Here is a 22,224-nt window from a genome sequence, read left to right as displayed (position 1 = left end):
CTAGCCGGCGTCGCCGGGGCGCGAACGCAGCGCCGACAAGCGCCGCTTCAGCTCCGGCCGGTCCGCCAGCCAGGCGCGCGCGCGATGCCGGAGCCCGGCGCGCAGGCTGTGCGGCCGGCCTTTCCACGACAGCGCCACGGTCGAATCGAACAGGTCCTCGCGCTCGGGCTGGAAGCCGCGCTTGTAGGCGTAGTCGCCGATGGTGAAATCGAAACGGCGCACGCCCTGCGCGTGCAGCGCGGCCATGGTGCGCTCGATCACCAGCCGTCCGGGCGAGCAGTTGCGCCATTCGCCGGCGGCGTTGCCGATCCGGATCATCGCGTACTCGTCGCCGCGGCGCAGGCCGAGCAGGGCGGCGACGATGTCGTCGCCGGCGCGCAGCGCGGTCAGCACCGTTTCGCCGCCGGCCAGCCCGCGCGCGACCAGTTCGCGGTAGAACTCGCGGTAGCCCGGCTCGTCCAGCAGGTAGGCCCAGCCCTTGCCCTGGATCGCCTCGCGCTGCAGCGCTTCCAGCGCATCCATGACCGGCAGCGCGCGCGCGGGATCCTCGATCCGTTCGAAGCTCGCCTGCGGGTGGCGCGAGAACACCCGCCACGACCGCTCCAGTTCCTTGCGGTGGGTCTTTTCGCGGCTGAAGCGCCAGGCGTCGAAGTCCTCGCCGATGGTCACCGGATTGCCGAACAAGGCGCTGGCGCGCGTGCCGGGCAGTTGCAGCAGCGGATTGTCGCGTCGGCCGATGCGCGCGGGCATCTTCTCCAGCGACCACAGGTCGGCGCGCGGCAGGACGCGGCGCAGCGCGGCGAACATCGCCCGCACCGCGACCGGATCGGCGGGACAGTCGGGCGCGCAGATCGGCGCGGCGTAGTCGCTGACGCCGGCGTCGGCGAAGGCGATGCAGTACAGGCCGCCGCGGCGCTCGCGCACCAGCGGCAGCGCCAGCAGCGCGCTGCCGTCGTGGCGGCGCTCGATGCTCGCCAGCAGGGGCTCGCGTCCAGCCTGCGCGCCGAGCGTCGCGTACCAGGCGCGCAGCCAATGTTCGCGCTGGAACAGGCCGACCGCGGCGCCGTCGCGTTCCCACTCGCGCCAACGCGCCAGCGCGGGCGCGAGTTCGCGCTCGACGATGACCCGGTAATCGTCGCTGCGGTTCATGCGCCCTGGCCGTCGCGGCGCTTGGGCGCGCCGAGGTCGAGGATCGCGCCGGGGCGGTCGGGATCGAGCCGGAAATCGATCGGCCGCGCCGCGCGGCGCAGCCCGTCGAGCCGGCCGCTGCGGCGCCACAGCGACTGCAGCGCGGCCTTGGCGTAGAACGAGGGCCCGCCGAGCTTGCGCGAACGCGGCGCCACGCCGTAATGGTTGCGCAGGATGCCGTTGGCCACGTTGATCATCTGGCTGCGGCGGATCTCCTGGGTCCAGTACTCCAGCGTCAGCGACACGTTGAGGCTGTCGTGGTTCTCGATCCGGTGCGGCGAGTTCAGCGGCCAGAACAGGCCCTGGCCGGGCTCCAGATCGAACACCATCGCCTCGCGGTCGAACTCCGGCCGGTATTCCAGCCCGACTTCGAGCTGGCTCAGGGCGATGTTCTCCAGGCCCTGTTCGCTCAGGAACGGCAGCCGCGGCGGATAAATGTAGATGCGCTTGCGGCCGTGCAATTGCAGCAGCCCCTGGCCGGGCAGGTCGGCGTGGTAATAGACCTGCGCGCCGGGCGAGGACACCAGCACGCCCAGGCGATGGCCGTAGCTCGACACCGGCGGCGCCAGCGCGCCGGCCTCGGCGAACAGGCCGCGCATGGTCGCATCCAACTCGGCGTCGTGCGCGTGTCCATCGCGCAAATTGAGCCACAGCCGGCCGCGCTCGATCGCGTCGAGCACGCGCGCGCCGTCGAGCCCGCCGAAGTCGCCTTCGCGCCACACCCGCCGGCCGCCGGCGCCTTGCTCGCCCATGTGCACGATGGAATAGCTGCGGCGCGGATAGCGGTCGATCAGGCCGGCGATCGCCGCCTTGGCGAAGCGCGGGTCGGCGTGCAGGCGGTGCTGGAACAACAGCGGCGCGGTTTGCCATTGCGCCGGCGATTGCGGGGTCAGGGCGCTCAGCGCGCCGGAAGCGATGCGATCCATGGCGAAGTCATCGGGACAGGAAAGGAAGACGGCCGCGCAGCTCGCGCAGATGGCCGCGGTAGCACAGCGCCAGCGCGCCGGCGTAGACGGCGCCGCCGAACGCGGTGGCGAGAATCAGCGCGGGCCAGCCGGCGAGCGGCGGCAGCAGCGCCAGTGCGGCCGACATCGCCGCGCTGGCCACGACGATGCGCGCCAGGTGCGCGGCCGGCAGCGGCATGTCCAGGCGGCGCACGGCGACGAAGAACGACAGCGCGGCGCCGACGCTGACCGCCGCCAGCGCGCCCCAGGCGGCGCCGGCGAGTCCGAGCGCGCGCAGGCCGAGCGCGGCGCCGATCAGGAACAGCGCGGTTTCCAGCGCATCGATGGCGAGCGTCCAGCCGGTCTTGCGCGCGAGCAGGAAGGCCTGGTTGGCGAAATGGCTGCGCAGGTTCTTGACCAGGCCGGCGAGGGCGGCGATGGGCAGGATGACCAGGGTGTCGGCCACATACGGCACCGACACCGCCAGCCGCGACAGCGGCGCCGACAACGCGATCAGGCCGGCCGCGCTCGGCAGCAGCACCGCGCACAGCAGCGCGCCGTTGTCGGCCAGTTGCCGCAGCGCGCGCTCGCGCTCGCCGCTGGCTTCCAGGCGCAGGGCGATGGGGAAGGCGGCGGCGGTGACCAGCATCGCCGCGAACGCGCAGGCGCGCTGGCCCAGGGTCCAGCCGGCGGCGAACAGGCCGACCGCGGCCAGGCCGAGCCCGTGTTCGACCACGAAGCGGATGCCGTTGCCGGGCACCCACGCCAGCGCGCCGCTCAGCGCCAGCGGCAATCCGTACGCCGCGACCGCGCGCAGCAAGCCGCGGTCCACGCGCCGCAGGCGCCAGCGCAGCGGCAGCCGCAGCAACGCGAACAACAGCGAGGCGGCCTGCGCGATCGCGTAAGCGCCGAGCACCTGCAGCGGGCCGATTCGGGCCGCGCCGTCGCGGCTCAGGTGCGCCCACAGCCAGCCCAGCGCCAGCCCGCCGATCGGGCCGCCGCATTGCAGCGCGGTGTAGGCGAGGATGTCGTTGCCGGCCTTGGCCCGTTCGGCGAGGTGGGTGCAGTACGAGCGGGTGAAGGCGAACGCGAACAGCACCGCGAACGCGGCCGCGCCCGGCGGCGTGCCGGCGAGGTAGCGCAGCACCAGCGCCAGCGCCGCCGCTTGCAGCGCGAGGTTGGCCAGCAACACCCAGCCCTCGAAGGTGTCCATGCGCTCGCGCGCGAGCGCATCGGCGCCGGGCAGGAAGCGCAGCAGGTAGTACGACCAGAACGCCAGGAACAGCAGATAGACCGCTTCCTGCGCGGCCAGCGCCAGGGTGAACGCGCCGAACTCGCCCGGATCCAGCCAGTGCGTCCACAGCACGATCGCCGCCAACTGCGCCAGCGGCCCGAGCAACTGCGCCGGCAGGTACAGCGCGGTCTGGCGGATCAACATGCCCGGTCCTTGGGCTGCGCTGCGGCGAGGCGGATGCGCTCGCCCATGCCGTCGCCGCGACGGTGCCGACGCGCGTCCTTGTTCAGTCGGTTCATTCAGAAATATGGCGCGATTAAAGTGATTTGCATCACAAAACGAAGCGTGACGCATACTCCCACGCAATGCCGCGCAGCCACAAGCATCGCCCGGCGCGAATGCCGAACGGCTTCAGTTAGCGGAGATTTTCTTGACGTTGCCTTCACCACGGACGGTAGACCGCGAGGGCTTCGTCGCCGCCGCGCCGCGTGCGGATTCGCCGCACGTGCTGGTCTGCGGCGGCGCCGGTTACGTCGGCGCGCATGCGGCGTACGCGCTGGCCCGGCGCGGTGTCCGGGTCAGCGTGCTCGACAACCTCAGCACCGGCCATCGCCAGGCGCTGCGCTGGGGCCGCTGGATCGACGCGGACCTGCTCGATCCGGCCAGCCTGGATGCGGCCTTCGCCGAACCGGTCGATGCGGTGATGCATTTCTGCGCGCGTTCGCTGGTCGGCGAGTCGGTCGCCGAGCCCTACGACTACTACCTCAACAACGTCGCCGGCAGCCTCAACCTGCTGCGCGCGATGCGCGCGCACGGCGTCGGCCGGCTGGTGTTTTCGTCTTCGGCGGCGGTGTTCGGCCGACCGCGCGCGCCGCGCATCGACGAGGACCACCCGACCGCGCCGATCAATCCCTACGGCGCCAGCAAGCTGATGGTCGAACGCATCCTCGCCGACGCCGCGCGCGCCTACGGCCTGCGTTCGGTATCGCTGCGCTACTTCAACGCCGCCGGCGCCGCGTCCGAGGCCGGCATCGGCGAGTCGCACACGCCCGAGACCCACCTGATCCCGAACGTGCTGCGCGCGGCGCTGGGGCAGGGCGCGCCGCTGCGGGTGTTCGGCGACGACTACGACACCGCCGACGGCACCTGCGTGCGCGACTACGTGCACGTGCTCGACCTGGCCGACGCGCATGTGCGCGCGCTGGACTGGATGCACGCGAACGCCGGCGCGCACTGCTTCAACCTCGGCAACGGCACCGGCTTCAGCGTGCTGGAGATCGTGCGCGCGGCGCGGCGCGTGACCGGTCGCGAGATCGCGTACGAAGTGGCGCCGCGGCGCGAAGGCGATCCGGCGGTGCTGGTCGCGTCCAGCGCCGCGGCGCGCGAACGCCTGGGCTGGACGCCGCGGCACGGCGCGATCGAGGACATCATCGACAGCGCCTGGCGCTGGCATCGGGCGCCGGCCTACTGAGCCCGGCACTGCCGCGAGGTGCCTAACGCTTGCCCGGTCCCAGCGGTTCGCCGTCGTCGTAGGCCGGCGGCGAATAGAGATTGAGCGTCTTCAGCGCGGTGCGGCCGGTGTTGCGGATCTCGTGCCGTTCGCCGCGTTCGATCACCAGCAGGCTGCCCGGCGCGAGCCGTTGGCGCCGGCCTTCGACGATGGCCAGGCCGCTGCCGGCGACGACGTACAGCCATTGTTCGGCGCCGCGGTGGCGGTTGTCCGGGCCGCCTTCGCTGGCGCCCGGCGCGAGGGTCATTTGCGCGGCCTGCACGCGCCGCACCCGCAACGCGACGCGGAAGCCCTTGCCGAAACGCAGGCGTTGGTGCTGCATGGCGGTCTCCGTGGCGAAGTCGGTCGCAGCTTGCGCACGATCGCGTTAAGCCCGGCGCCACGGCGCGTGAACGCGTACGCCGCATGCGTTCACGCCGGTGCCATGATCGGGCCGGGAACATCGGACGCATGCAGATTCCCGATTCGCGGCGCTCCAGTGCGCACCCCACCCAAGCGCGGGATCGCGACGAGCAGGCATCCGACCGGCGCGACGCGCCGCCGGCATCGGCCGGCCGCATCCGCATCGGCTGCGCCGGCTGGTCGCTGCCGGCCGCGCAGCGCGCGCGCTTCGGCGCGGGCGACAGCGTGCTGGCCGCTTACGCCACCGGGTTGGACGCGGTCGAAATCAATTCCTCGTTCTATCGCCCGCACCGCCGCGCGACCTACGAGCGCTGGGCCGCCAGCGTGCCGGCGCGCTTTCGCTTCAGCGTCAAGCTGCCGCGGGCGATCACCCACGAGGCCGGGCTGCGCGGCGCCGGGCCGATGCTCGACGAATTCCTCGCCCAGGCCGGCGGCCTGGGCGACAAGCTCGGCGCGCTGTTGGTGCAATTGCCGCCGAGCCTGCGTTTCGACGCCGCCGTGGCCGCGCGCTTCTTCGCCATGCTGGCCCGGCGCAGCCAGGCGCCGGTGGTGTGCGAGCCGCGCCACCGCAGTTGGTTCCACCCGCGCGCCGACGCGTTGTTGCAGCGTTACGACGTGCAGCGCGCCGGCGTCGATCCGGCGGCGCCGCTGGCCGCCGCCGCCGAACCCTCGCCGCACGGCCGGGTGCGCTACTGGCGCTGGCACGGTTCGCCGCGTACTTACTACAGCGAGTACGGCGAAGACCGCCTGCGGGTCATGGCCGAGGCGGTGCGCGCACGCGCCGGCGAATCCGGTGCGCAGACCTGGTGCGTGTTCGACAACACCGCCGCCGGCCATGCGGTGGCCGATGCGTTGCGCTTGCGCGAGCTCTGTGCCGGGCTCGCGAACGCCGGCTGAGCGCCGGCGCGCGCTCACTGCGCCAGCGATTCCAGCGCTTGCAGGGTATCGGCCTGCGCCGCGGGCTTGTCGCGGCGCCAGCGCAGGATGCGTGGAAAGCGCACGGCGACGCCGGACTTGTGCCGGGTCGAGCGATTGACCGCTTCGAAGCCGAGCTCGAACACCTGCACCGGCGCGACCGCGCGCACCGGGCCGAAACGCTCCAGGGCGTGGGCGCGGATCCAGCGGTCCAGTTCCAGGATTTCGGCATCGTCCAGGCCTGAATACGCCTTGGCCACCGGCACCAGCTCGCCCTCGCGCCACAGGCCGAAGGTGTAGTCGGTGTAGAGCGTGCTGCGGCGGCCGTGCCCGGCCTGGGCGTAGATCAGCACCGCGTCGATGCTGAGCGGATCGATCTTCCACTTCCACCAGTCGCCGCGGCGGCGGCCGATCCGGTAAGGCGAATCGCGGCGCTTGAGCATCAGCCCTTCCACGCCGCGCCCACGCGAGGTCTCGCGTTGCGCCGCGGCCTGCGGCCAGTCGTCCACCGCCAGTTGCGGCGACAACGCCAGCACCGATGGCGCGCCGGGCTGCGCCGCGAGCAACTCGGCGAGGGCGGCGCGGCGTTGCCGCAGCGGGCGTTCGCGCCAGTCCTCGCCGTCGAGTTCGAGCAGGTCGTAAACCTGCATGCGCGCGGGCGCCTGCGCCAGGCTCTTGGGCCCGGGCTTGCGCCGCTGGATGCGCGTCTGCAACGCCGCGAACGGCAGCGGCGCCGGCTCGTCGGCGCGCCAGGCCAGCAGTTCGCCGTCGAGCACGCAATCGCGCGGCAGTTGCCGCGCCGCCGCTTCGATTTCGGGAAAGCGTCCGTCCAGGCGTTCCTCGCCGCGCGACCACAACGCGACGGCGCCGCGCCGACGGATCAGCTGCAGGCGGATGCCGTCCCATTTCCATTCCAGTAGCCACTCGCCGGCTGCGCCCAGCGTGTGCGGCGGATGTTCCAGCGGCGAGGCGAGGAAGAACGGGTAGGGTTGCTCGCGGTCGCTGGCCTGCGCCTGCGCGGACAGCAGGCGCCCGACGAACTCCGGCGAAGGCGTCCACGCGCCGAGCATGCGCTGGGCGATCAAGGCGATGTCCACGCCCGACCACGCGGCCAGCGCCTGCTGCACCGCGCGTTGCGACACGCCTACGCGCAGCGCGCCGGTCAACAGTTTGTCGAACACGAAGCGCTGCGCCGGCGGCAGCCCGCGCCAGCCGGCCAGCACCGCCTCGCGGCGCAGTTCCGGCGCGCCCTTGGCGACCGGCGCCAGGTGCTGTTCGATCCATTCGTGCAGCGGCCGCTCCGGCGCAGGCGCCGCGGGCTCGGGCAGCAGCAGGTTCAAGGTCTCGGCGAGGTCGCCGACTTCGTCGTAGCACTCGCCGACCAGCCAATCCGGCAGACCCGATTCCTGCGCGACCCATTCGCGCAGTTCGCGCTGGTTGGCGATGCCGGCGAGCTTGCCGCCCGACAGCAGCCACAGCGCCCAGGCCAGGTCGCGCGGCGGCGCGGCCTGGAAATAGGCGATCAGCGCGGCGCGCTTGTCCGAGGTCGCGGTGGAGCGGTCGAGTTCGCGGTACAGCGCGGCGAAGGCCTTCATGCGTCGCTGTCCGGCGATGGCGACGAAGGCATCGCCGGTGCCGACGCCGGCAGCGAGTGCGCGTCCATCCCGCGTTCGCGCAACACCCGGACCAGCGCCTCGCTGCGGCCGTGGGTGGCCAGCACGCGGCTAGCGCCGCTGTCGTCGATGCTGGCCAGCAGCGCGGGCCAGTCGGCGTGGTCGGAGATGACGAAGCCGCGGTCGACGTTGCGTCGGCGGCGGTTGCCGCGCACGCGCATCCAGCCCGAGGCCAGTGCGGTCTGGACCCGGCGGAAGCGCCGCATCCACGCCGATCCCAGCGCGGACGGCGGCGCCAGCACCAGCTCGCCGGCATGCGCGTCGCGGCCGCCGTCCTCGAGCGGGCGGGTCTCGACCATCGCCACGCCGGCCTCGCGGTAGACCCGCACCCCGGCCTCGATCGCGCCGTGCGCGTACACCGGCCGCTCGCCGAACGCGCGCAGTTCGGCGAGCAGACGTTGCGCCTTGCCCAGGGCGTAGCAGAACAGCACCGCCGCCTCGCCGCGTTCGCCGCAGCGCTGCCGCCAGCGTTCGATCCGCGCCACCTCCGCGGCCGTGTCCGGCCACCGGTAGATCGGCAGGGCGAAGGTGGCTTCGGTGACGAAGACATCGCAGCGCACCGGCTGGAACGGCGCGCAGGTCGGATCGGGCTGGCGCTTGTAGTCGCCCGATACCACCCATACCCGGCCGCCGGCCTCGATCCGCACCTGGGCCGAGCCGAGCACGTGCCCGGCCGGATGCAGCGATACGCGCGCCGCGCCGAGGTCGAAGGGTTCGCCATAGTCGTGGGCGATGTAGCGGCGCTCGCCCAGGCGCCAGCGCAGCACCGGCAGGCCGGCGAGGCTGGTGTGGTATTCGCCCATGTCGGCGCGGGCATGGTCGCCGTGGCCGTGGGTGATCAGCGCGCGCGCGACCGGCTGCAGCGGATCGATGTAGAAGTCGCCCGCCGCGCAGTACAGCCCTTGCGGGCGCAGGCTCAGAACATCGTCGGGGCGCAGTGCGCTGGACATGCCGGCGACGCTAGCGCAGGCGATGTTGCCCGGGCGTACACGCGCAGCCGCGATGCGGATCGCGGACCGACGCGCGCGCCGCGCCGGACCGGCCATGCGTCGGCTGCGGTGACGACGCGAACGGTGGGCGAACGCGGCGTTGCGGCGCGCTCGAGCGATCTCGAGCGATGCGTTTACCGCGACCGCCACGAACGCGCCAATGCGCGGTTCCGTTCGATTTCTCGCCGCCAAGCTGACTGGTTCAGCTTGTCTTCGCGCTTCGCTGGCCGACGCGCCCGCGCGGTGGTCAGATACGGGCCCCGCCGACCAGGGAACGATGCACCGCTGCATGAAGGTCTTCGCCCGGATCACCCAGTACAACCCGGTCCTGCTCGTGTGCGACTCCGGTGCGTTGAACCTGCCGCCGTTGAGCGGCAAGCTGCCGATCCAGGCCAACGACGCCTGCATCGCGATCCGCAACGCCACCGCCAACGGCCTGCCGGTGCGCCTGCTGGTCAGCGACGAGTTCGTGGCCCGTCCGGGCGAATTGGTGTGCACGCGGCGGTTGGTCACGCCCAATCGCGCCGTGGTCGTCACCTCGGTGCTGCTGGAGACGTTCGCGGCGGTGGTGACGCGACGGACGCAATCGCTGGTGCGGGTCTACGCCAACGATCCGCTGGTGCCGGACCGGATCGTGGTCATCGTCGGCGAACACATGCAGCCGTGAGGCGAGGCGCCGGGCCGCGCTATCTTCCATCGCGCTTCTATCGCAGCCGCCGACGGCCCTGGGCGACGCGACTGATCTTGCCTAGCAACCAGCCCGCGGCCACGGCCAGGGCGAAGGCATGCGCGGGTTTGCGCCGGACCCACGCCGCGATGCCGCCGGCGAGGCCGATGTCCGCGGCAGGCCGCCGCTCGCCGATGCGTTCGAGCGCGCCGTCGTCGGCGACGGCGCGGCCCATCCCGCGTTCGGACTCTGGTCCGAACGCGGGCGGGACGTCGAAGGGGAACCGGCCGGGTGGGTTCGCCATGGCGGCTCAGTTCTTCTTCAACATCCGTTCGCGCGACTGCTCCGCGCGCGATGCGCCGATCGCGGTCTCGACGTGCTTGATCTCTTCCGGCGGCGGCAGCACCGCCTTGAAGCCGAGACTGGCGATCCACAGCTCGCGGCCCCAGCCCTGGGTGTGGTAGAGGTGGTGGTCCTCTTCCTTCTCGACCTGTTCGTAGGCTTCCATCAGCGTCGCCGCTTCCTTGCCGCTGGTGTTCTTGGCGACATGGCCGATCAGTTCCCAGTTCTGGTGATCCTTGGTCTCGGCCAGCACCACGCACTCGGCCGCGACCAGTTCGGCGGCCTGCGGATCGCCGGCCTTGAGCGCCATCTGCATGGCCTTCACCAGCGAAGCGCCGATGTGGGCGACGACCTCGCGGCCGGGCGAGGCTGCTTGCGGGTCCAGGCCCAGTTCGGCGAACACGCCGACCAGAATCTCGTGGTGACGGCGGGTTTCCTGCAGGTAGCCCTGCCATTCCTCGCGCAGGCCTTCGTTGACCGCGCACTCCAGCGCGGTCTGGTAGATCCGGATGCCGCCTTTCTCGGTTTCCAGCGCCTGGTACAGCAGTTCGTGCAACTGGGCGCGGTCGTGGCGCTTGCTGGCCATCGTGTCCTCCATCGTCGATTGCTGGCGTGCGGGCAACGTAGAACGCTTCGAATTCAGCGCGAGTGAACGCCGGCGTGAACATCGCGCTAACGCCGACCGGCGGATCGTCCTCGCGACCCTTGTTACGGAGCGCGCAGTGCGATGCAAGCAGCGATGCGAGGTGAACCGTCCTTCTGGCGACGCAACGGCCTGAGCCTGGTGCTGGCCGCGATCTTCGTCGTATTCCTGCTCGGCCAGGTACTGACCGGCCAGGCCGCGTGGAACGAGGAAATCGCGCGCGAAGGCCGCGCGCCGTTGACGCTGTGGGCCTATCTCGACAGCGGCCACTTCATCTCGGCCACGTTCGAGAACTGGGAAAGCGAATTCCTGCAGATGGGCATGTACGTGCTGTTGACGGTGTGGCTGCGCCAACTGGGGTCGGCCGAGTCGCGACCGTTCGAGCCGCGACCGTTCGAGCCGCGCCCGTTCGAGCCGCAACCCGAAGACATCGAACCCGGCCCGGCGCCGTGGCCGGTGCGCCGCGGCGGGCTGTGGCGGCGGCTGTACGCGCACTCGCTGACGGCCGCGTTCTTGCTGCTGTTCCTGGGCTCGTTCGCGCTGCACGGCTACGGCAGTTGGCGCCACCACAACGACGAGCGCCGGCTGCAGGGGCGTGCGCCGGTCGAACTGAGCGAGCACCTGCGCAGTTCCGATTTCTGGTTCGAATCGTTCCAGAACTGGCAGAGCGAATTCCTCGCGGTGCTGTCGATCGTGGTGCTGTCGATCTTCCTGCGCGAGGACAAGTCGCCCGAATCCAAGCCGGTGCGCGCGCCGCACCGGCAGACCGGGGCCTAGCGCGACGGAGCGGGCACGACGCCTGGGCGATCTTCGCGTTCGCGTGGCGGCGATGACGTTGCGAACGGACGATTCGGGTCGAGCCGCTGGGCCGCTCGCAAGCATCGTTCAGTTGTCGGAACGAGAGTTGCCGATCTGGAACTGATCGTTCGCCCGGTCGCGCATTGACCTCGACTTAAATTGAGGTCCTAACGTTCCCACACCCGCCGCCCGCCGCGGATCCGCACCGGATCGGCCCGCGACGGCAGCGCGAACCCCTTCCCCCGGAGCGACGTCATGAGCATTGCATTCCCGAACGTGGACCACGAACCCGTCTTCGAGCAGGCCTGTAACGACCCGCGCAACACCCGTTTCGAGATTCCCCCGATCGACGTGAACCGGGTGCTGTCCGAGCGTTACCGGCTCGAACGTCCGCTGCGGCTGACCCGCGCGCAGCTGTGGGAGATGGAAGCGCGCAAGGCGCGCCGGCCCGACCGCTACATTCCCTACGTGGTCGAGCCCGGCAGCGCGGCGGTGTGGGCCGACCAGGGCGAGCGCGAGCGGGTCGAGCGCTTCGTGCGCAAGTCGCGGCAGCGGCTGTGGCTGCAGCCCGATCGCTATGAGTTGATCCTGGAACAGACCCGGGCCGATCACGCGCAGCAGAAAGTGACCTTCATCGGCGCCGCCGAGTACCCGGGCCCCGACGGCGCGCCGCTGCGCGCCGGCACTGGCCAGCCGGTCTTCCACGTCGTGCACGGCGTCGGCGGCGAGGAAACCCAGCCGTTGAACCTGTGGTCGGTGGTGTTCCTGACCGGGCAGCAGGACAGCCGCCTGCTCGAACCGTTCGTGCGCATGGCCCACGAAGGCTGGTTGCCGGGCTATGTCGAGATCTACATCCGCGACGATCTCAAGGTCGGCCTGTCGCGGCGCGAGTGACGCGGCGAGCCGCGTCGCGATGCCGATGCGGCGGCGCGTTCAATAGGTCAGGTCGAGTCTGGCCCACAGCGAGCGCCCGGGTTCGTCGATGCGCACCGGATCGGCCGGATAGCCGAAGTCGGCGCTGCCGGCGAGGTTGAGGTGTTCGCTGTAGCGGCGATCGAACAGATTGTCGATGCCGGCGCTGAAGCGGACCTTGTCGTTGAAGCGGTAGCCGCCGTTGAGCGAGAACACCGCGAAGCCGCGGCTGCGGCCGATGTCCTGGCCGACCACGTTGCCCTGGCCGACCGCGACCCGGTCCTGTTTCGCCGACGCGCGCAGCAGCGCGCCGGCGTTCCAGCGCCGGTCGTCGTAGCCCAGCGACAGCTTGGCCTCCAGCGGCGGCATCTGCGGCAGCGGGCGGCCGTCGCTGCGGTTCTCGCCCCAGGCGTAGGCCAGGCTCGCGCCGAGTTTCCAATGCTCGGCCGGGCGCCAGTCGGCGCCGGCTTCGGCGCCGCGGATGCGCGCGTCCACGTTGGCGGCGCGGCTGGTCGGGCCCATCATGCCGCCGGGCAGATAGGTAAACAGGATGTAGTCGCCGATCCGGCCGACATAGGCCGAAACCCAGGCGTCGACGCGCTGGCCCTTGTACTGAAAACCGACGTCCAACTGCGTGGTCTTCTCCGGCGCGATCCCGGCGAAGGCGTTGGCCGCGCCGGCCGGCCCCAGGTTCGGCGAGAACAGCTCCCAGTAATCGGGCATGCGCTCGACGTGACCGAGGCCGGCGTACCAGCCCGCGCGCGTGCCGGCCAGGTCGCGTTCGTAGCGCACGAAACCGCTGGGCAGGGTTTCGCGCCGGGTGTCGCCGAAGCTCGGGTTGGGCATGCCCATCATCCCGGCGCTGGCGCGCTGGTCTTCGACCCGGGCGCGGTCCACGCGCGCGCCGTAGACCCAGCGGCTGCGCGCATCCGCGCGCCAGGCGGCCTCGGCGAACAGGCCCAGGGTCGAGAAGCGCGCATCGGCGCTCCACGGCGCCGCGCGATAGGCGCCGCGGCCCATGCCGCTGCGTTCGCGGTGGCGGCTGCGTTGGCCGTCGAGGCCGGCGGTGAGTTCGAGCGAGGTCCAGCGCCAACTCGCCGCGGCGCGGCCGCCGGCGGTGAGCCGGTCCACGTTCGCGGCCACCGGCATCGGCATCGCGCTCATCGGATTGGGATCGCGCAGGCTGTAGTTGTCCATCACGTGATCGGCGTAGTTGTAGTACGCGTTGGCTTCGACCGCGTCGAGCGCGCCGCCGAGGTTCTTGCGTTCGAAACGCAGGCTGTAGCTCTCGCGTTCGAACCGGGCGCCGTCCATGCCGCGGCCGGCGTAGCGCGCCTCGCCGTCGCCGCGGCCGGCGGCGAGTTCGAGCGTGGTGTCGGCATCGGGCGTCCAGCCCGCGGTGGCGTCGGCGTTCCACTTCTTCCAGGACGAAGGCACGCGCTGGCCGTCGCCGTTGTCGTAGTCCTCGGCCTGCGAGCGGTTCGCGGTCACCCGGCCGTAGCCGCCCGGCGCGCCGGCGGCGAGGTCCAGGCGCTGGTCGTTGCGGCCGAACGAACCGCCGAGCAGGCTGCCGCTGGCGCGCACGCCGGGGCGCTCGAACGGCTCGGTGCGGCGCACGAAGCGCACGGTGCCGGCCGAGGCGCCGGGGCCCCACAGCACGGTTTGCGGGCCCTTGACCACGATCAGCCGGTCGTAGGTTTCCGGCGACACATACGACAAGGGGTTGTCCATCCGCGCCGGACAGGCGCCGGGCATGCTGCCGTCGTTGGCGAGCAGGTTCAGGCGCGAGCCGAACATGCCGCGCAGCACCGGATCGCCGTTGCTGCCGCCGTTGCGGATCGCGTTGAAGCCGGGAATGGTCTTGAGATAGTCGGCGCCGTCGCTGGCCGGCACCGGTTGCCGCGGCAGCCGCGGATCGAGTTCGAAGGTCAGCGGCGACACCGGCGCGGCGGTCACCACCACGGCGTCGAGGGTCGCGGCGGAGTCGTCTTTCGCCGCGGCCGTTTCGGCGGCCAGCGCGGCGGGCGCGGCCAGGGTCTGGACGATGGCGCAGCTCAGCGCCAGGGTTCGCAAGGTCATCGCAATGGTCGCAGTCAACGGGCGCGGCGAAGCGGCCGGCGGTGGCGCCGGAGCGGGTGCGCATCGGGAAGGAAGGCGCCGCGAACCGGTCGCGGCGCGGGCGAGGCATAGAGTAGGGCAGGCGCGCGCCGCGCCGGGCCGCGGACGCTGCGGCAGAACGCCGCACGGGCGGTGTTTTGCTTAAGCCGTCGCGTTACGCAGCCGTCGCGTTACCGCGGCGGCCGCGCGAACTCGCCGGCGAACAGCCATTCGCCTGGGCAAGGATCGGGATCGGCGGCTTCGTCGGGATCGGCGATGCGTTCCAGGCGCACCGAGGCGGCGGCCAGCGTCGCGGCCAATGCGTCGCGCGTGCGCGCCCAGCGGAACGGTTCGCCGGCGCGCTTGAGCCAGCGCCGCACCCACGGACGCTGGCGCGCGAATCCCGGCGCGCCGGCGGCGGTCGGCGCCATCGCGGTCGCGATCAGGCCCGCGTCGGGCAACGTCCGCGCGAGGCCGCGCAGCAGCCGCTGCAGTTCCGGCGGTTCCAGGTACATCAGCACGCCTTCGGCGACGACCAGGGTCGGCTGCCGCGGATCGAACCGCGGGATGCCCGGTAGCAAGGCCTCGATGGCGACGACGCTCAAGTCGGCCGCGATCAGGCTCAGGCGCGGCTCGCGCACGCCGAGCCGGCACAGGGCTTCGCGCTTGATCGCGACTGTGGATTCGCGCTCGATCTCGAACGCGCGCAACCCGGGGATGCGCTCGAGCAGGAACAGCGACAATCCGTCGAAGCCCGCGCCGAGCACCAGCAGTTGTTGCGCGCCGTCGTTGCAAGCCTGCAGCGCCCAACGCCGGATGCGGCGCTTGCGCCAGGCGTAATGCGCGCCGATCCCGGGCAGGTACAGCGTTTCCAGCGCCGCCAGCAAGACCCGGCCGAGGGCGTGGTCGACGGCGCACAGCAGCCGCGCTCCGGGCCGGCCGCAGCCTTGCAGGCAGGCGCGGGCGAGCGCCGCGTTGCGCGCCACCGCCGGGTCCGAATCGCTGCGCGCCTGCCGCACCGCCGCGGCCGCGAGCAGCATCGAGGTCGATATGCGGTCCATCTCAGGCCTGCATCAGGGCGAGGTGGTGGCGGTACCAGTCGCTCTGCCAGCGCTGTTGCGGATCGAACTCGCGCTTGGACCGCAGGAACTCGCGCAGGCGCGGATGCGCGGCTTCCAGTTGCGCACGCGTGGCCCAGCGGTGGTAGGTGAGATAGAAGCTGCCGCCGAACCACAGCGCATCGTCGATCAGCGCGCGGAACGCGCGCGCGCCGTCGTCGATGCCCTCGGCATCGTGGCGCAAGTGCAGATTGAAGATCACGCAGGCCCAGTCCTCGCGCGCCCAGGCCAGGACGCTGGTGGGATCGCGCTCGATCAAGCGCACGGTGCCGTAGATCGGCTGGGCGCGATGGCGGCGCAGGCTGTGCGCGGCGCGCGCCATGAAGCCGGCCAGCGCAGCGCGCGGGACGTACAACTCGCTGATCATTTCCGAGCCGCAATGGCCGAGCGAGCGGTCCACCGCGGCGTGGTAGCCGTCGAGGTACACGCCGGTCTGTTGCGCGTCGCTGGCGTAGTGCTGGCCGTGCGTGGCCAGATAGAAATCGGCGTACTCGTCGAATGCGCGCGTGGGTTGGTGGTGCGCCAGCAATAGCAGGCGGGCGAAATCGTCGGCCTGCAGGTGGCGCGGCGCCGAAGCGACGGCGTCGGGCGCGGGCCGATAGCACGACAGCACCCCCAGGTCGAGGAAGTCGTCGCTGGCGGGATCGATCGCGAACTGGAAATCGCCGTACGTGCAGCCGTCGGCGATGGCGCGGGCGAACGCGGACGGCAACTCGCCGATGCGCGTCAGCGCGACTTCGCGGCGCAACACCTGGCGCGGCGTCAGCCGCAAGGTCAGCGCCACCACGATCCCGAACAGGCCGTAGCCGCCGGCGACCAGTGCGAACAGTTCCGGCCGCTGTTGGCGGCTGGCATGGATCAGCTCGCCCTGCGCGTCGATCAGGGTCAGGTCTTCGACGTCCTCGACGAACGGCGCGTAGCTCAGGCCGCGGCCGTGGATGTTGCTGGCCAGCGCGCCGCCGAGGCTGAACTCGTCGGCGCCGGTCTGTTTCTGACGGATGGTCCAGCCGCCGCGGTTGTCCGGGCTCGACGCCAGCCATGTCAGCAGCGCCGGCCAGCGGATGCCGGCCTGTACCGTCAGCAGTCCGCGCGCGTCGTCGAAGCCGAGCACGCCGCACAGCGCCGAGGTGTCGAGCACCCGGCCGCCGGACAGGAACTGCTGGCCGCCCATCGCATGGCGCGCGCCGGCGGCGATCAGCGGCTGGCCGGCGCGGGCGCAGGCGCGCACCGCGGCGCAGGTGGCTTCGACCGAATCGGGCCGCAGCACCTGCGCCTGGGTGCGGTTGAGCCGGGCGTGGACATCGTTGAGCGTTTCCAGCGGCGGGGCGCAGGGCAGGGCGGCGATCGACATGGGCGGGGCGGCGGAGTGGACTGGCGCGCAGCCTGCGGCCGGGTATCGTCATCCGCAATCGCGGCGGATCTGGTATCGGGATATGATCCCGGCTATCCCGCCACCCGACGCCTGCGCCACCATGGCCGAACGCGAACGACTGCTTGCCGCGCTCAAGCGCATCCTCAAGGAACGCGGCTGGCGCTATGCCGACCTCGCCGCCGCGCTCGGCCTGTCCGAGCCCACGATCAAGCGCATGCTCTCCAACGGTCGCATCGGCCTGGACCGGCTCGAACAGATCTGCGAAGCGCTGGACATCGATTTCTTCGAACTCGCGCGCAGCGCCCGCGGCAACCGCGACGCGCGCCGCCACCTGAGCCTGGCCCAGGAAACCGCGCTGGCCGCCGAGCCGCGCCTGATGACGGTGTTCCACCTGCTGTGCCAAGGCTGGCAGACCGCCGCGATCGGCGCGGACTACGGCCTGCGCAAGCCCGAACTGGTCAAGTTGCTGGCGCGGCTGGACGCGCTGCGCCTGATCGAACTGCTGCCCGGCGACCGCACCCGGCTGCGCGTCGCGCGCGATTTCTCCTGGCGCGACGACGGCCCGGTGCGCGCGCGTTATTTCCAGCTGGCCAGCCGCGAATTCCTCAACCACGGCTTCGACGGCGGCGATGCGTTCTTCGCCCTGGAGATACGCGAGCTCAGCGAAGCCTCCGCGGCGACCTTGCGGCGCAAGCTCGACAAGCTGGTGGCCGAATTCAAGGAAGCCGCCGATCTCGACATCGGCCTGCCGCCGGAGCGCCGGCGCAGCGTCGGCATGCTCGCGGCGAGCCGGCCGTGGGTGTTTTCGCTGGTCGAGAGCCTGCGCGAGGCGGAGCCGGCGGCGGACAAGCCGCGACGGCGCTGAGGCGGCGCGCGCACGCCGCGCTGGCGCTCACGCCGCCGCGAAGTGCGCCAGGAACATGTCGGTCGCGGTCTGCGCGACCCGATCGCGCTGTTGTTCGGTCAACAGCGGCTGGCCCATGGTGATCTGTGGCCAGAACGCGAAGCCCTTGATCATGCCGAACATGAAGGTCGAGGCGAAGCCCGGGTCATCGGTGTTCAGGCGGCCGTCGGCGGCGGCGGCGCGGATCCACACGACCAATCCTTCTTCTTTGTCGCCGATGCGGCCGAACATCTGCTGGGCGCGCTCGGGCGAGGGGATCACCGAGGCGATGCCGGCGCGGGCGAGGTCGATGAAGGATTCGTCCTGCAGCAGTTCCATCTTCTGCCGCACCAGTTCCAGCAGCTGCGCGCGCAGCGGGCGGTCGGCGCGGTACGCCAGTTCCGGCGAGGCCAGGGTGCGTTCCATCAACTGCCGCAGGATGTGCGCGAACAGCACTTCCTTGCTCGGGAAGTGGTTGTAGACGGTGCGCTTGGAGACCCCGGCGCTGGCGGCGACGCGGTCCATGCTGGTGGCTTCGTAGCCGGCCTGGCGGAACTCGGCGATCGCGGCGTCGAGGATGGCGGCGCGCTTGCGGTCGGTCAGGCGGGCAGGGGCGGGCGTAGGCATGACGGCAAGGTTACACCCATGGGTTTACTTTTTCAAAAAGTACACTACACTGGGCAGTGTAAGTATTCAGGCGGGCCTTGGCGCCCGTCTCGCAACGCTTGCAGCCCCGTCTTCGCCGCCCCCGCCTGCCCATCGGAGCCACGACCGTGAGCATCTGCCTGCCTTTCGCCGCCAAGCCCCGCCTGTCCTCGATCGATCACGCCAATCATGCCGACTCGCCGCAGTTCGCCGACGGGCGTTTCCATAACGTCGTCCCGCGCCCGGCCACCGGCGTGCGCAAGATGCTGCGGATCATCGCCGACGCGCTGTGGAACAAGCCCGCCGACGCGGTCCCGGCGGTGGCGCCGGCGGTGCGGCCGCTGACCGCGCGGCAGCTGGCGCGCGCGCCCGACCGCAGCCTGTACCGGCTCGGCCATTCGACCGTGCTGGTCAAGCTGCGCGGCGGCTGGTGGATCACCGACCCGGTGTTCGCGCAGCGCGCCTCGCCGTTGCAGTGGATCGGGCCCAAGCGCTTCCACGCGCCGCCGATCGCGCTGGCGGATTTGCCGCCGCTGCGCGGGGTGATCCTGTCGCACGATCATTTCGATCATCTCGACCGCGCCACCGTGCTGCGGCTGGCCAAGACCGCGGGCGTGTTCCTGACCCCGCTGGGCGTCGGCGACCGCCTGATCGGCTGGGGTGTGGATCCGGCCAAGGTGCGCCAGTTCGACTGGTGGCAGGGCACCTGCATCGACGGCGTGCGTTTCGTCGCCACGCCGGCGCAGCACTTTTCCGGGCGCGGTCTGTTCGACGGCGACAAGACGCTGTGGGCGTCGTGGACGATCCTCGACGACGCCGGCGACGGCGACACTCTGCGGTTGTTCTTCAGCGGCGACACCGGCTACTTCGCCGGCTTCGCCGAGATCGGCCGCCGCTTCGGGCCGTTCGACGTGACCTTGCTGGAAACCGGCGCCTACGACGCCAACTGGCCGCACGTACACATGCAGCCGGAACAGACGGTGCAGGCGCACCTGGACCTGCGCGGCCGCTGGCTGCTGCCGATCCACAACGGCACTTTCGACCTCGCCCTGCATCCGTGGACCGAGCCGTTCGAGCGGGTGTCGGCGCTGGCCGCGCAGCGCGGCGTGGCGCTGAGCACGCCGCGCATGGGCGAACGCGTGGACCTGCGCGCGCCGGCGGCGACCGCGCCGTGGTGGCGCGAGGCCGACGCCGCCGAACCCTTTTCCACCGACCTGACCGAACAGGAGTCCGCGCCATGAGATTGCAATTGCACCAAACCCTGGACGCGGACGCGATGCGCGGGATCACCGCGGCGGTGCTGCGCGCCGACATCGGCAGCCGGATCAATTTCGAACGCGACCTGGAGCGCGGCGCGCCGATCGTGCGGGTCGAAAACTGGCTGACCGTGGCCGAAACGGTCGAAGCCATCGCGCGCAGCGGCTATTCGGTTGCGGCGATCGTCGATGCGTCGAACGATGCGCCGGGAGGCCACGCGTCGCGTTGAAGCGACAGCACGGCGGAGACGACGGCGGCGTGCGCCGCCGCGCTCAGCCGCGCTCGGCGGCGAGGCTGCGTTCCCAGGCCAGCGCGCTGGCGACGATCAGGTCGATGTCGTCGCAGCGCGGCGACCAGCCCAGCACCTGCCGGATCCGCGCCGCGTCGGCGATCAGCGACGGCGCGTCGCCGATCCGGCGCGGATGCTCGACCACCGGGATCGGCGCGCCGTGGGCGCGCTCGACCGCGCGCAACACCTCGCGCACCGACGCGCCGCGGCCGTAGCCGCAATTGAGCACGATCGATTCGCCGCCGCCGCGCAGGTAGTCCAGCGCGTCGGCGTGCGCGCGCGCCAGATCGTCGACATGGATGTAGTCGCGCACGCCGGTGCCGTCCGGGGTGGCGAAGTCGGTGCCGTACACCGCGATCCAGTCGCGTTGCCCGGTCGCCACTTCGCAGGCGGCCTTGATCAGCAAAGTGGCGTTGCGGGTGCGGTGGCCGGTGCGGCCGCGGGTGTCGCTGCCGGCGACGTTGAAGTAGCGCAGCACCGCGTAGCGCAGTCCGCTGGCCGCGGACAGGTCGCGCAGCATCCACTCGCTCATCAGCTTGGACGCGCCGTAGGGATTGATCGGCGCGGTCGGCGTGTCTTCGCTGGCGACGCCCGAGGCGGGCATGCCATAGACCGCGGCCGACGAGGAGAACACGAACCGGCTGACCCCGGCCTGGGCGCAGCACGCCAGCAGGTTGTGGGTGGCGCAGGTGTTGCCGGCGTAATAGCGCAGCGGGTCGCGCACCGATTCCGGGGCGATGGTGCGCCCGGCCAGATGCACGACGGTGTCGATGTCGTGCTCGCGCAGCACCCGCGCGACCGTGTCGCGGTCGCCGACGTCGCCGATCACCAGTTCCGCGCCGATCACCGAGCGCGCGTGGCCGGTGCTCAGGTCGTCGAGCACGACGACGCGTTCGCCGCGCTCGGCCAGGTGCAGCGCGACGTGGCTGCCGACGTAGCCGGCGCCTCCGGTGATCAGTATCGGCCTGTTCGCGTTCAAGCAACTCGCCCCGGGTTGGGCGCCCGGCGGCTCCGGCCGGGCGGATCGTGCCGCGCGCCGGCGACGGCCGCGACGGAGAACTGCGCTGGATGCGAGCGGCGCGCTAGGACGGCGCCGCCTCCGGCAACGGCTTCCTCAGCACGCCGAGCTTGTTGTACATGATCCTCGGCGTGATCTTGCGCGTACGCACGAACTCGATGTAGGCCTGATACGCGCCGTCCCAGTGGTTGCTGGCGGGATTGCAGTCGTCGACCACCAGCACCCCGCCGGGGAGCAGCATCTCGTAAAGCTCCGGCAGCGCCTTGCGGGTGGGCCGGTACAGGTCGACGTCGAGCAGCACGAACGACAGCGGGCCGAGCGAGGGCAGGTCGAACGCGTTGATGTCCGCCTCGATCGCCCGCACCCGCTGGATGCGGTTGATGCGCAAGGTCCGCTCGAACCATTCCTTGCGGTTTTCCTTGAAGTCCTGGTACGCGATGCCCTGCTTGCCGCGGTTGTCGGCCTCGAAGCGCACGTCGGATTCGGTGAAGCCGCTGAAGGTGTCGATGGCGTAGTAGGGGCGGTCCTGGCCGACCAGATCGTCGATGTAGTTGTTGAGGAACACCGTGGTGTGTCCGTACTCGCAGCCGATCTCGACGATGGCGCCGTCCAGGTTGCGGGTGTCGGACAGGCACTTGCACATGAAACACAACTGGTGCGCGCTGAACTGGAAGCGATGCTCGGGAAACACGCGCTGCCTGGCGAGTTCGCTGGTGGGGCCGGGCATCGCGTCGGGCGCGTCGTCCGCGCCGGTATCGGCGGTGGGGGCTGAGCGGCTCATCCATATCCTCCGTTCGGGCGCGGGCTCAGCCGCGCGCGGAATGCCAATGCGGGTCGGCCACGCGCCAGGCGCCGCCGCGGCGGCGCCAGTTCGAGACCTTGCGCGCCGCGCCGTCGGCGCCGCGGTGCAGCGCCTTGATCGAGGGCTGGTCGGCGAACAGGCTGTCCTTGGCGTGGTTCAACAGCCTGCGTTCCAGGCCGGGCAGGGTCACGAAGTCGATCAACCACAGCGCGTCGCCGTCGGTCCATTCGGAGGGATGCAGCGGCGCGTCGGGCTGTTCGATCCAGCGGCGCTCGGCCTGCGGATTCAGCCATGCCCAGGTCAGGTAGCCCACCGGCATGCTTTGCGCGGTGTAGAAGACCCGGATCTGCCGGGCCATCGCCGCCGGCGCGATCCGGCTGGGCAGGGCGTGCACCGGCCGGTCGCGATGGCGCTCGTGCCGCGCCATCACGAACGCGACCGCGCCGATTTCCTTGAGGAAGTCGGCGGAGAGCGAACGGGGTTCTTCGATAATCGCGATCACCAGCGGTCTTCCTCCATCTGTCCA

At 71.3% G+C, this 22,224-nt stretch carries 23 protein-coding genes; 8 read left to right on the top strand and 15 right to left on the bottom strand.

Features of this window, described 5'->3' with window-relative positions; all coding sequences use genetic code 11:
- Genes RDV84_RS20010 through RDV84_RS20000 form a run of 3 tightly spaced genes read right to left on the bottom strand, consistent with a single transcriptional unit; the run spans position 1 to position 3,570 of the window.
- Positions 1-1,149, bottom strand: a complete 1,149-nt coding sequence (locus RDV84_RS20010; RefSeq protein ID WP_309151359.1) for a GNAT family N-acetyltransferase — start codon at positions 1,147-1,149, stop codon at positions 1-3.
- Positions 1,146-2,114, bottom strand: coding sequence for a cupin domain-containing protein (locus RDV84_RS20005; RefSeq protein WP_197414848.1), 969 nt, complete (start codon positions 2,112-2,114; stop codon positions 1,146-1,148). The genes RDV84_RS20010 and RDV84_RS20005 overlap by 4 nt, the downstream gene beginning before the upstream one ends.
- 7 nt (positions 2,115-2,121) lie before the next feature.
- Positions 2,122-3,570 carry a lipopolysaccharide biosynthesis protein gene (locus RDV84_RS20000; RefSeq protein WP_309151358.1) on the bottom strand — a complete coding sequence of 483 codons (1,449 nt, stop codon included), beginning with the start codon at positions 3,568-3,570 and terminating at the stop codon, positions 2,122-2,124.
- Positions 3,571-3,871: 301 nt separating this feature from the next.
- Here RDV84_RS20000 and galE (RDV84_RS19995) point away from each other — a divergent pair, with 301 nt between their 5' ends.
- On the top strand, positions 3,872-4,837 hold the full coding sequence (gene galE, locus RDV84_RS19995) for a UDP-glucose 4-epimerase GalE (protein ID WP_198944523.1): 966 nt from the start codon (positions 3,872-3,874) through the stop codon (positions 4,835-4,837).
- 22 nt (positions 4,838-4,859) lie between these two features.
- Here galE (RDV84_RS19995) and RDV84_RS19990 read toward each other — a convergent pair whose 3' ends face one another.
- Positions 4,860-5,198: a cupin domain-containing protein gene (locus RDV84_RS19990; RefSeq protein ID WP_309151357.1), complete on the bottom strand. Its 339-nt coding sequence runs from the start codon at positions 5,196-5,198 to the stop codon at positions 4,860-4,862.
- Positions 5,199-5,434: 236 nt separating this feature from the next.
- Between RDV84_RS19990 and RDV84_RS19985 the strand changes: the two genes are divergently transcribed.
- Entirely contained in the window at positions 5,435-6,175 is a 741-nt protein-coding gene (locus RDV84_RS19985) for a DUF72 domain-containing protein (RefSeq protein WP_309153759.1), read from the top strand.
- A 14-nt stretch (positions 6,176-6,189) separates the two neighbouring features.
- On the opposite strand, the gene RDV84_RS19980 is transcribed toward RDV84_RS19985, so the two are convergent.
- Positions 6,190-7,788 (bottom strand): ATP-dependent DNA ligase, encoded by a 1,599-nt coding sequence (locus RDV84_RS19980; protein WP_309151356.1) that lies wholly within the window; start codon positions 7,786-7,788, stop codon positions 6,190-6,192.
- Positions 7,785-8,816 (bottom strand): ligase-associated DNA damage response exonuclease, encoded by a 1,032-nt coding sequence (locus RDV84_RS19975; RefSeq protein WP_309151355.1) that lies wholly within the window; start codon positions 8,814-8,816, stop codon positions 7,785-7,787. The genes RDV84_RS19980 and RDV84_RS19975 overlap by 4 nt, the downstream gene beginning before the upstream one ends.
- A gap of 328 nt (positions 8,817-9,144) precedes the next feature.
- Here RDV84_RS19975 and RDV84_RS19970 point away from each other — a divergent pair, with 328 nt between their 5' ends.
- Positions 9,145-9,522 (top strand): hypothetical protein, encoded by a 378-nt coding sequence (locus RDV84_RS19970; RefSeq protein ID WP_057947562.1) that lies wholly within the window; start codon positions 9,145-9,147, stop codon positions 9,520-9,522.
- Positions 9,523-9,559: 37 nt separating this feature from the next.
- Here the strand turns inward: RDV84_RS19970 and RDV84_RS19965 are convergent, their stop codons facing one another.
- Both RDV84_RS19965 and RDV84_RS19960 read right to left on the bottom strand, forming a co-directional pair.
- Positions 9,560-9,826 carry a hypothetical protein gene (locus RDV84_RS19965; protein WP_139381747.1) on the bottom strand — a complete coding sequence of 89 codons (267 nt, stop codon included), beginning with the start codon at positions 9,824-9,826 and terminating at the stop codon, positions 9,560-9,562.
- Between the two features lie 6 nt (positions 9,827-9,832).
- Positions 9,833-10,450 (bottom strand): ferritin family protein, encoded by a 618-nt coding sequence (locus RDV84_RS19960; protein ID WP_078995645.1) that lies wholly within the window; start codon positions 10,448-10,450, stop codon positions 9,833-9,835.
- A 153-nt stretch (positions 10,451-10,603) separates the two neighbouring features.
- On the opposite strand from RDV84_RS19960, the gene RDV84_RS19955 reads away from it, so the two are divergent.
- Positions 10,604-11,284, top strand: a complete 681-nt coding sequence (locus RDV84_RS19955; RefSeq protein WP_309151354.1) for a DUF6766 family protein — start codon at positions 10,604-10,606, stop codon at positions 11,282-11,284.
- 276 nt (positions 11,285-11,560) lie between these two features.
- Positions 11,561-12,199 (top strand): hypothetical protein, encoded by a 639-nt coding sequence (locus tag RDV84_RS19950; RefSeq protein ID WP_309151353.1) that lies wholly within the window; start codon positions 11,561-11,563, stop codon positions 12,197-12,199.
- A gap of 39 nt (positions 12,200-12,238) precedes the next feature.
- Here the strand turns inward: RDV84_RS19950 and RDV84_RS19945 are convergent, their stop codons facing one another.
- The 3 genes from RDV84_RS19945 to RDV84_RS19935 all read right to left on the bottom strand — a co-directional run bounded on the left by RDV84_RS19945 (position 12,239) and on the right by RDV84_RS19935 (position 16,783).
- Positions 12,239-14,296, bottom strand: coding sequence for a TonB-dependent copper receptor (locus tag RDV84_RS19945; RefSeq protein WP_309151352.1), 2,058 nt, complete (start codon positions 14,294-14,296; stop codon positions 12,239-12,241).
- A 209-nt stretch (positions 14,297-14,505) separates the two neighbouring features.
- Positions 14,506-15,375, bottom strand: a complete 870-nt coding sequence (locus RDV84_RS19940) for a class I SAM-dependent methyltransferase (RefSeq protein WP_309151351.1) — start codon at positions 15,373-15,375, stop codon at positions 14,506-14,508.
- Position 15,376: 1 nt separating this feature from the next.
- Positions 15,377-16,783: an FAD-binding oxidoreductase gene (locus RDV84_RS19935; protein ID WP_309151350.1), complete on the bottom strand. Its 1,407-nt coding sequence runs from the start codon at positions 16,781-16,783 to the stop codon at positions 15,377-15,379.
- 82 nt (positions 16,784-16,865) lie between these two features.
- On the opposite strand from RDV84_RS19935, the gene RDV84_RS19930 reads away from it, so the two are divergent.
- Positions 16,866-17,669: a helix-turn-helix domain-containing protein gene (locus RDV84_RS19930; RefSeq protein ID WP_309151349.1), complete on the top strand. Its 804-nt coding sequence runs from the start codon at positions 16,866-16,868 to the stop codon at positions 17,667-17,669.
- Positions 17,670-17,696: 27 nt separating this feature from the next.
- Here RDV84_RS19930 and RDV84_RS19925 read toward each other — a convergent pair whose 3' ends face one another.
- On the bottom strand, positions 17,697-18,314 hold the full coding sequence (locus RDV84_RS19925; protein ID WP_309151348.1) for a TetR/AcrR family transcriptional regulator: 618 nt from the start codon (positions 18,312-18,314) through the stop codon (positions 17,697-17,699).
- Positions 18,315-18,466: 152 nt separating this feature from the next.
- Between RDV84_RS19925 and RDV84_RS19920 the strand changes: the two genes are divergently transcribed.
- Both RDV84_RS19920 and RDV84_RS19915 read left to right on the top strand, forming a co-directional pair.
- Positions 18,467-19,573, top strand: a complete 1,107-nt coding sequence (locus RDV84_RS19920; RefSeq protein WP_309153758.1) for an MBL fold metallo-hydrolase — start codon at positions 18,467-18,469, stop codon at positions 19,571-19,573.
- Positions 19,570-19,818 carry a hypothetical protein gene (locus RDV84_RS19915; RefSeq protein WP_138884980.1) on the top strand — a complete coding sequence of 83 codons (249 nt, stop codon included), beginning with the start codon at positions 19,570-19,572 and terminating at the stop codon, positions 19,816-19,818. Before RDV84_RS19920 ends, RDV84_RS19915 begins: the two co-directional genes overlap by 4 nt.
- A 43-nt stretch (positions 19,819-19,861) precedes the next feature.
- Here the strand turns inward: RDV84_RS19915 and galE (RDV84_RS19910) are convergent, their stop codons facing one another.
- From galE (RDV84_RS19910) to RDV84_RS19900, 3 genes are all read right to left on the bottom strand, one after another.
- On the bottom strand, positions 19,862-20,857 hold the full coding sequence (galE, locus tag RDV84_RS19910; protein WP_309151347.1) for a UDP-glucose 4-epimerase GalE: 996 nt from the start codon (positions 20,855-20,857) through the stop codon (positions 19,862-19,864).
- 103 nt (positions 20,858-20,960) lie between these two features.
- Entirely contained in the window at positions 20,961-21,677 is a 717-nt protein-coding gene (locus RDV84_RS19905) for a TylF/MycF/NovP-related O-methyltransferase (RefSeq protein ID WP_250442476.1), read from the bottom strand.
- 25 nt (positions 21,678-21,702) lie between these two features.
- Positions 21,703-22,200 carry a toxin-activating lysine-acyltransferase gene (locus RDV84_RS19900; RefSeq protein WP_057947577.1) on the bottom strand — a complete coding sequence of 166 codons (498 nt, stop codon included), beginning with the start codon at positions 22,198-22,200 and terminating at the stop codon, positions 21,703-21,705.
- Between the last annotated feature and the right edge of the window lie 24 nt (positions 22,201-22,224).

Origin of the sequence: Lysobacter yananisis (genome assembly GCF_031199375.1) — a bacterium.
In the GTDB taxonomy this organism is placed as follows: domain Bacteria; phylum Pseudomonadota; class Gammaproteobacteria; order Xanthomonadales; family Xanthomonadaceae; genus Lysobacter; species Lysobacter yananisis.
This window is presented reverse-complemented; position numbering and strand designations above follow the sequence as displayed.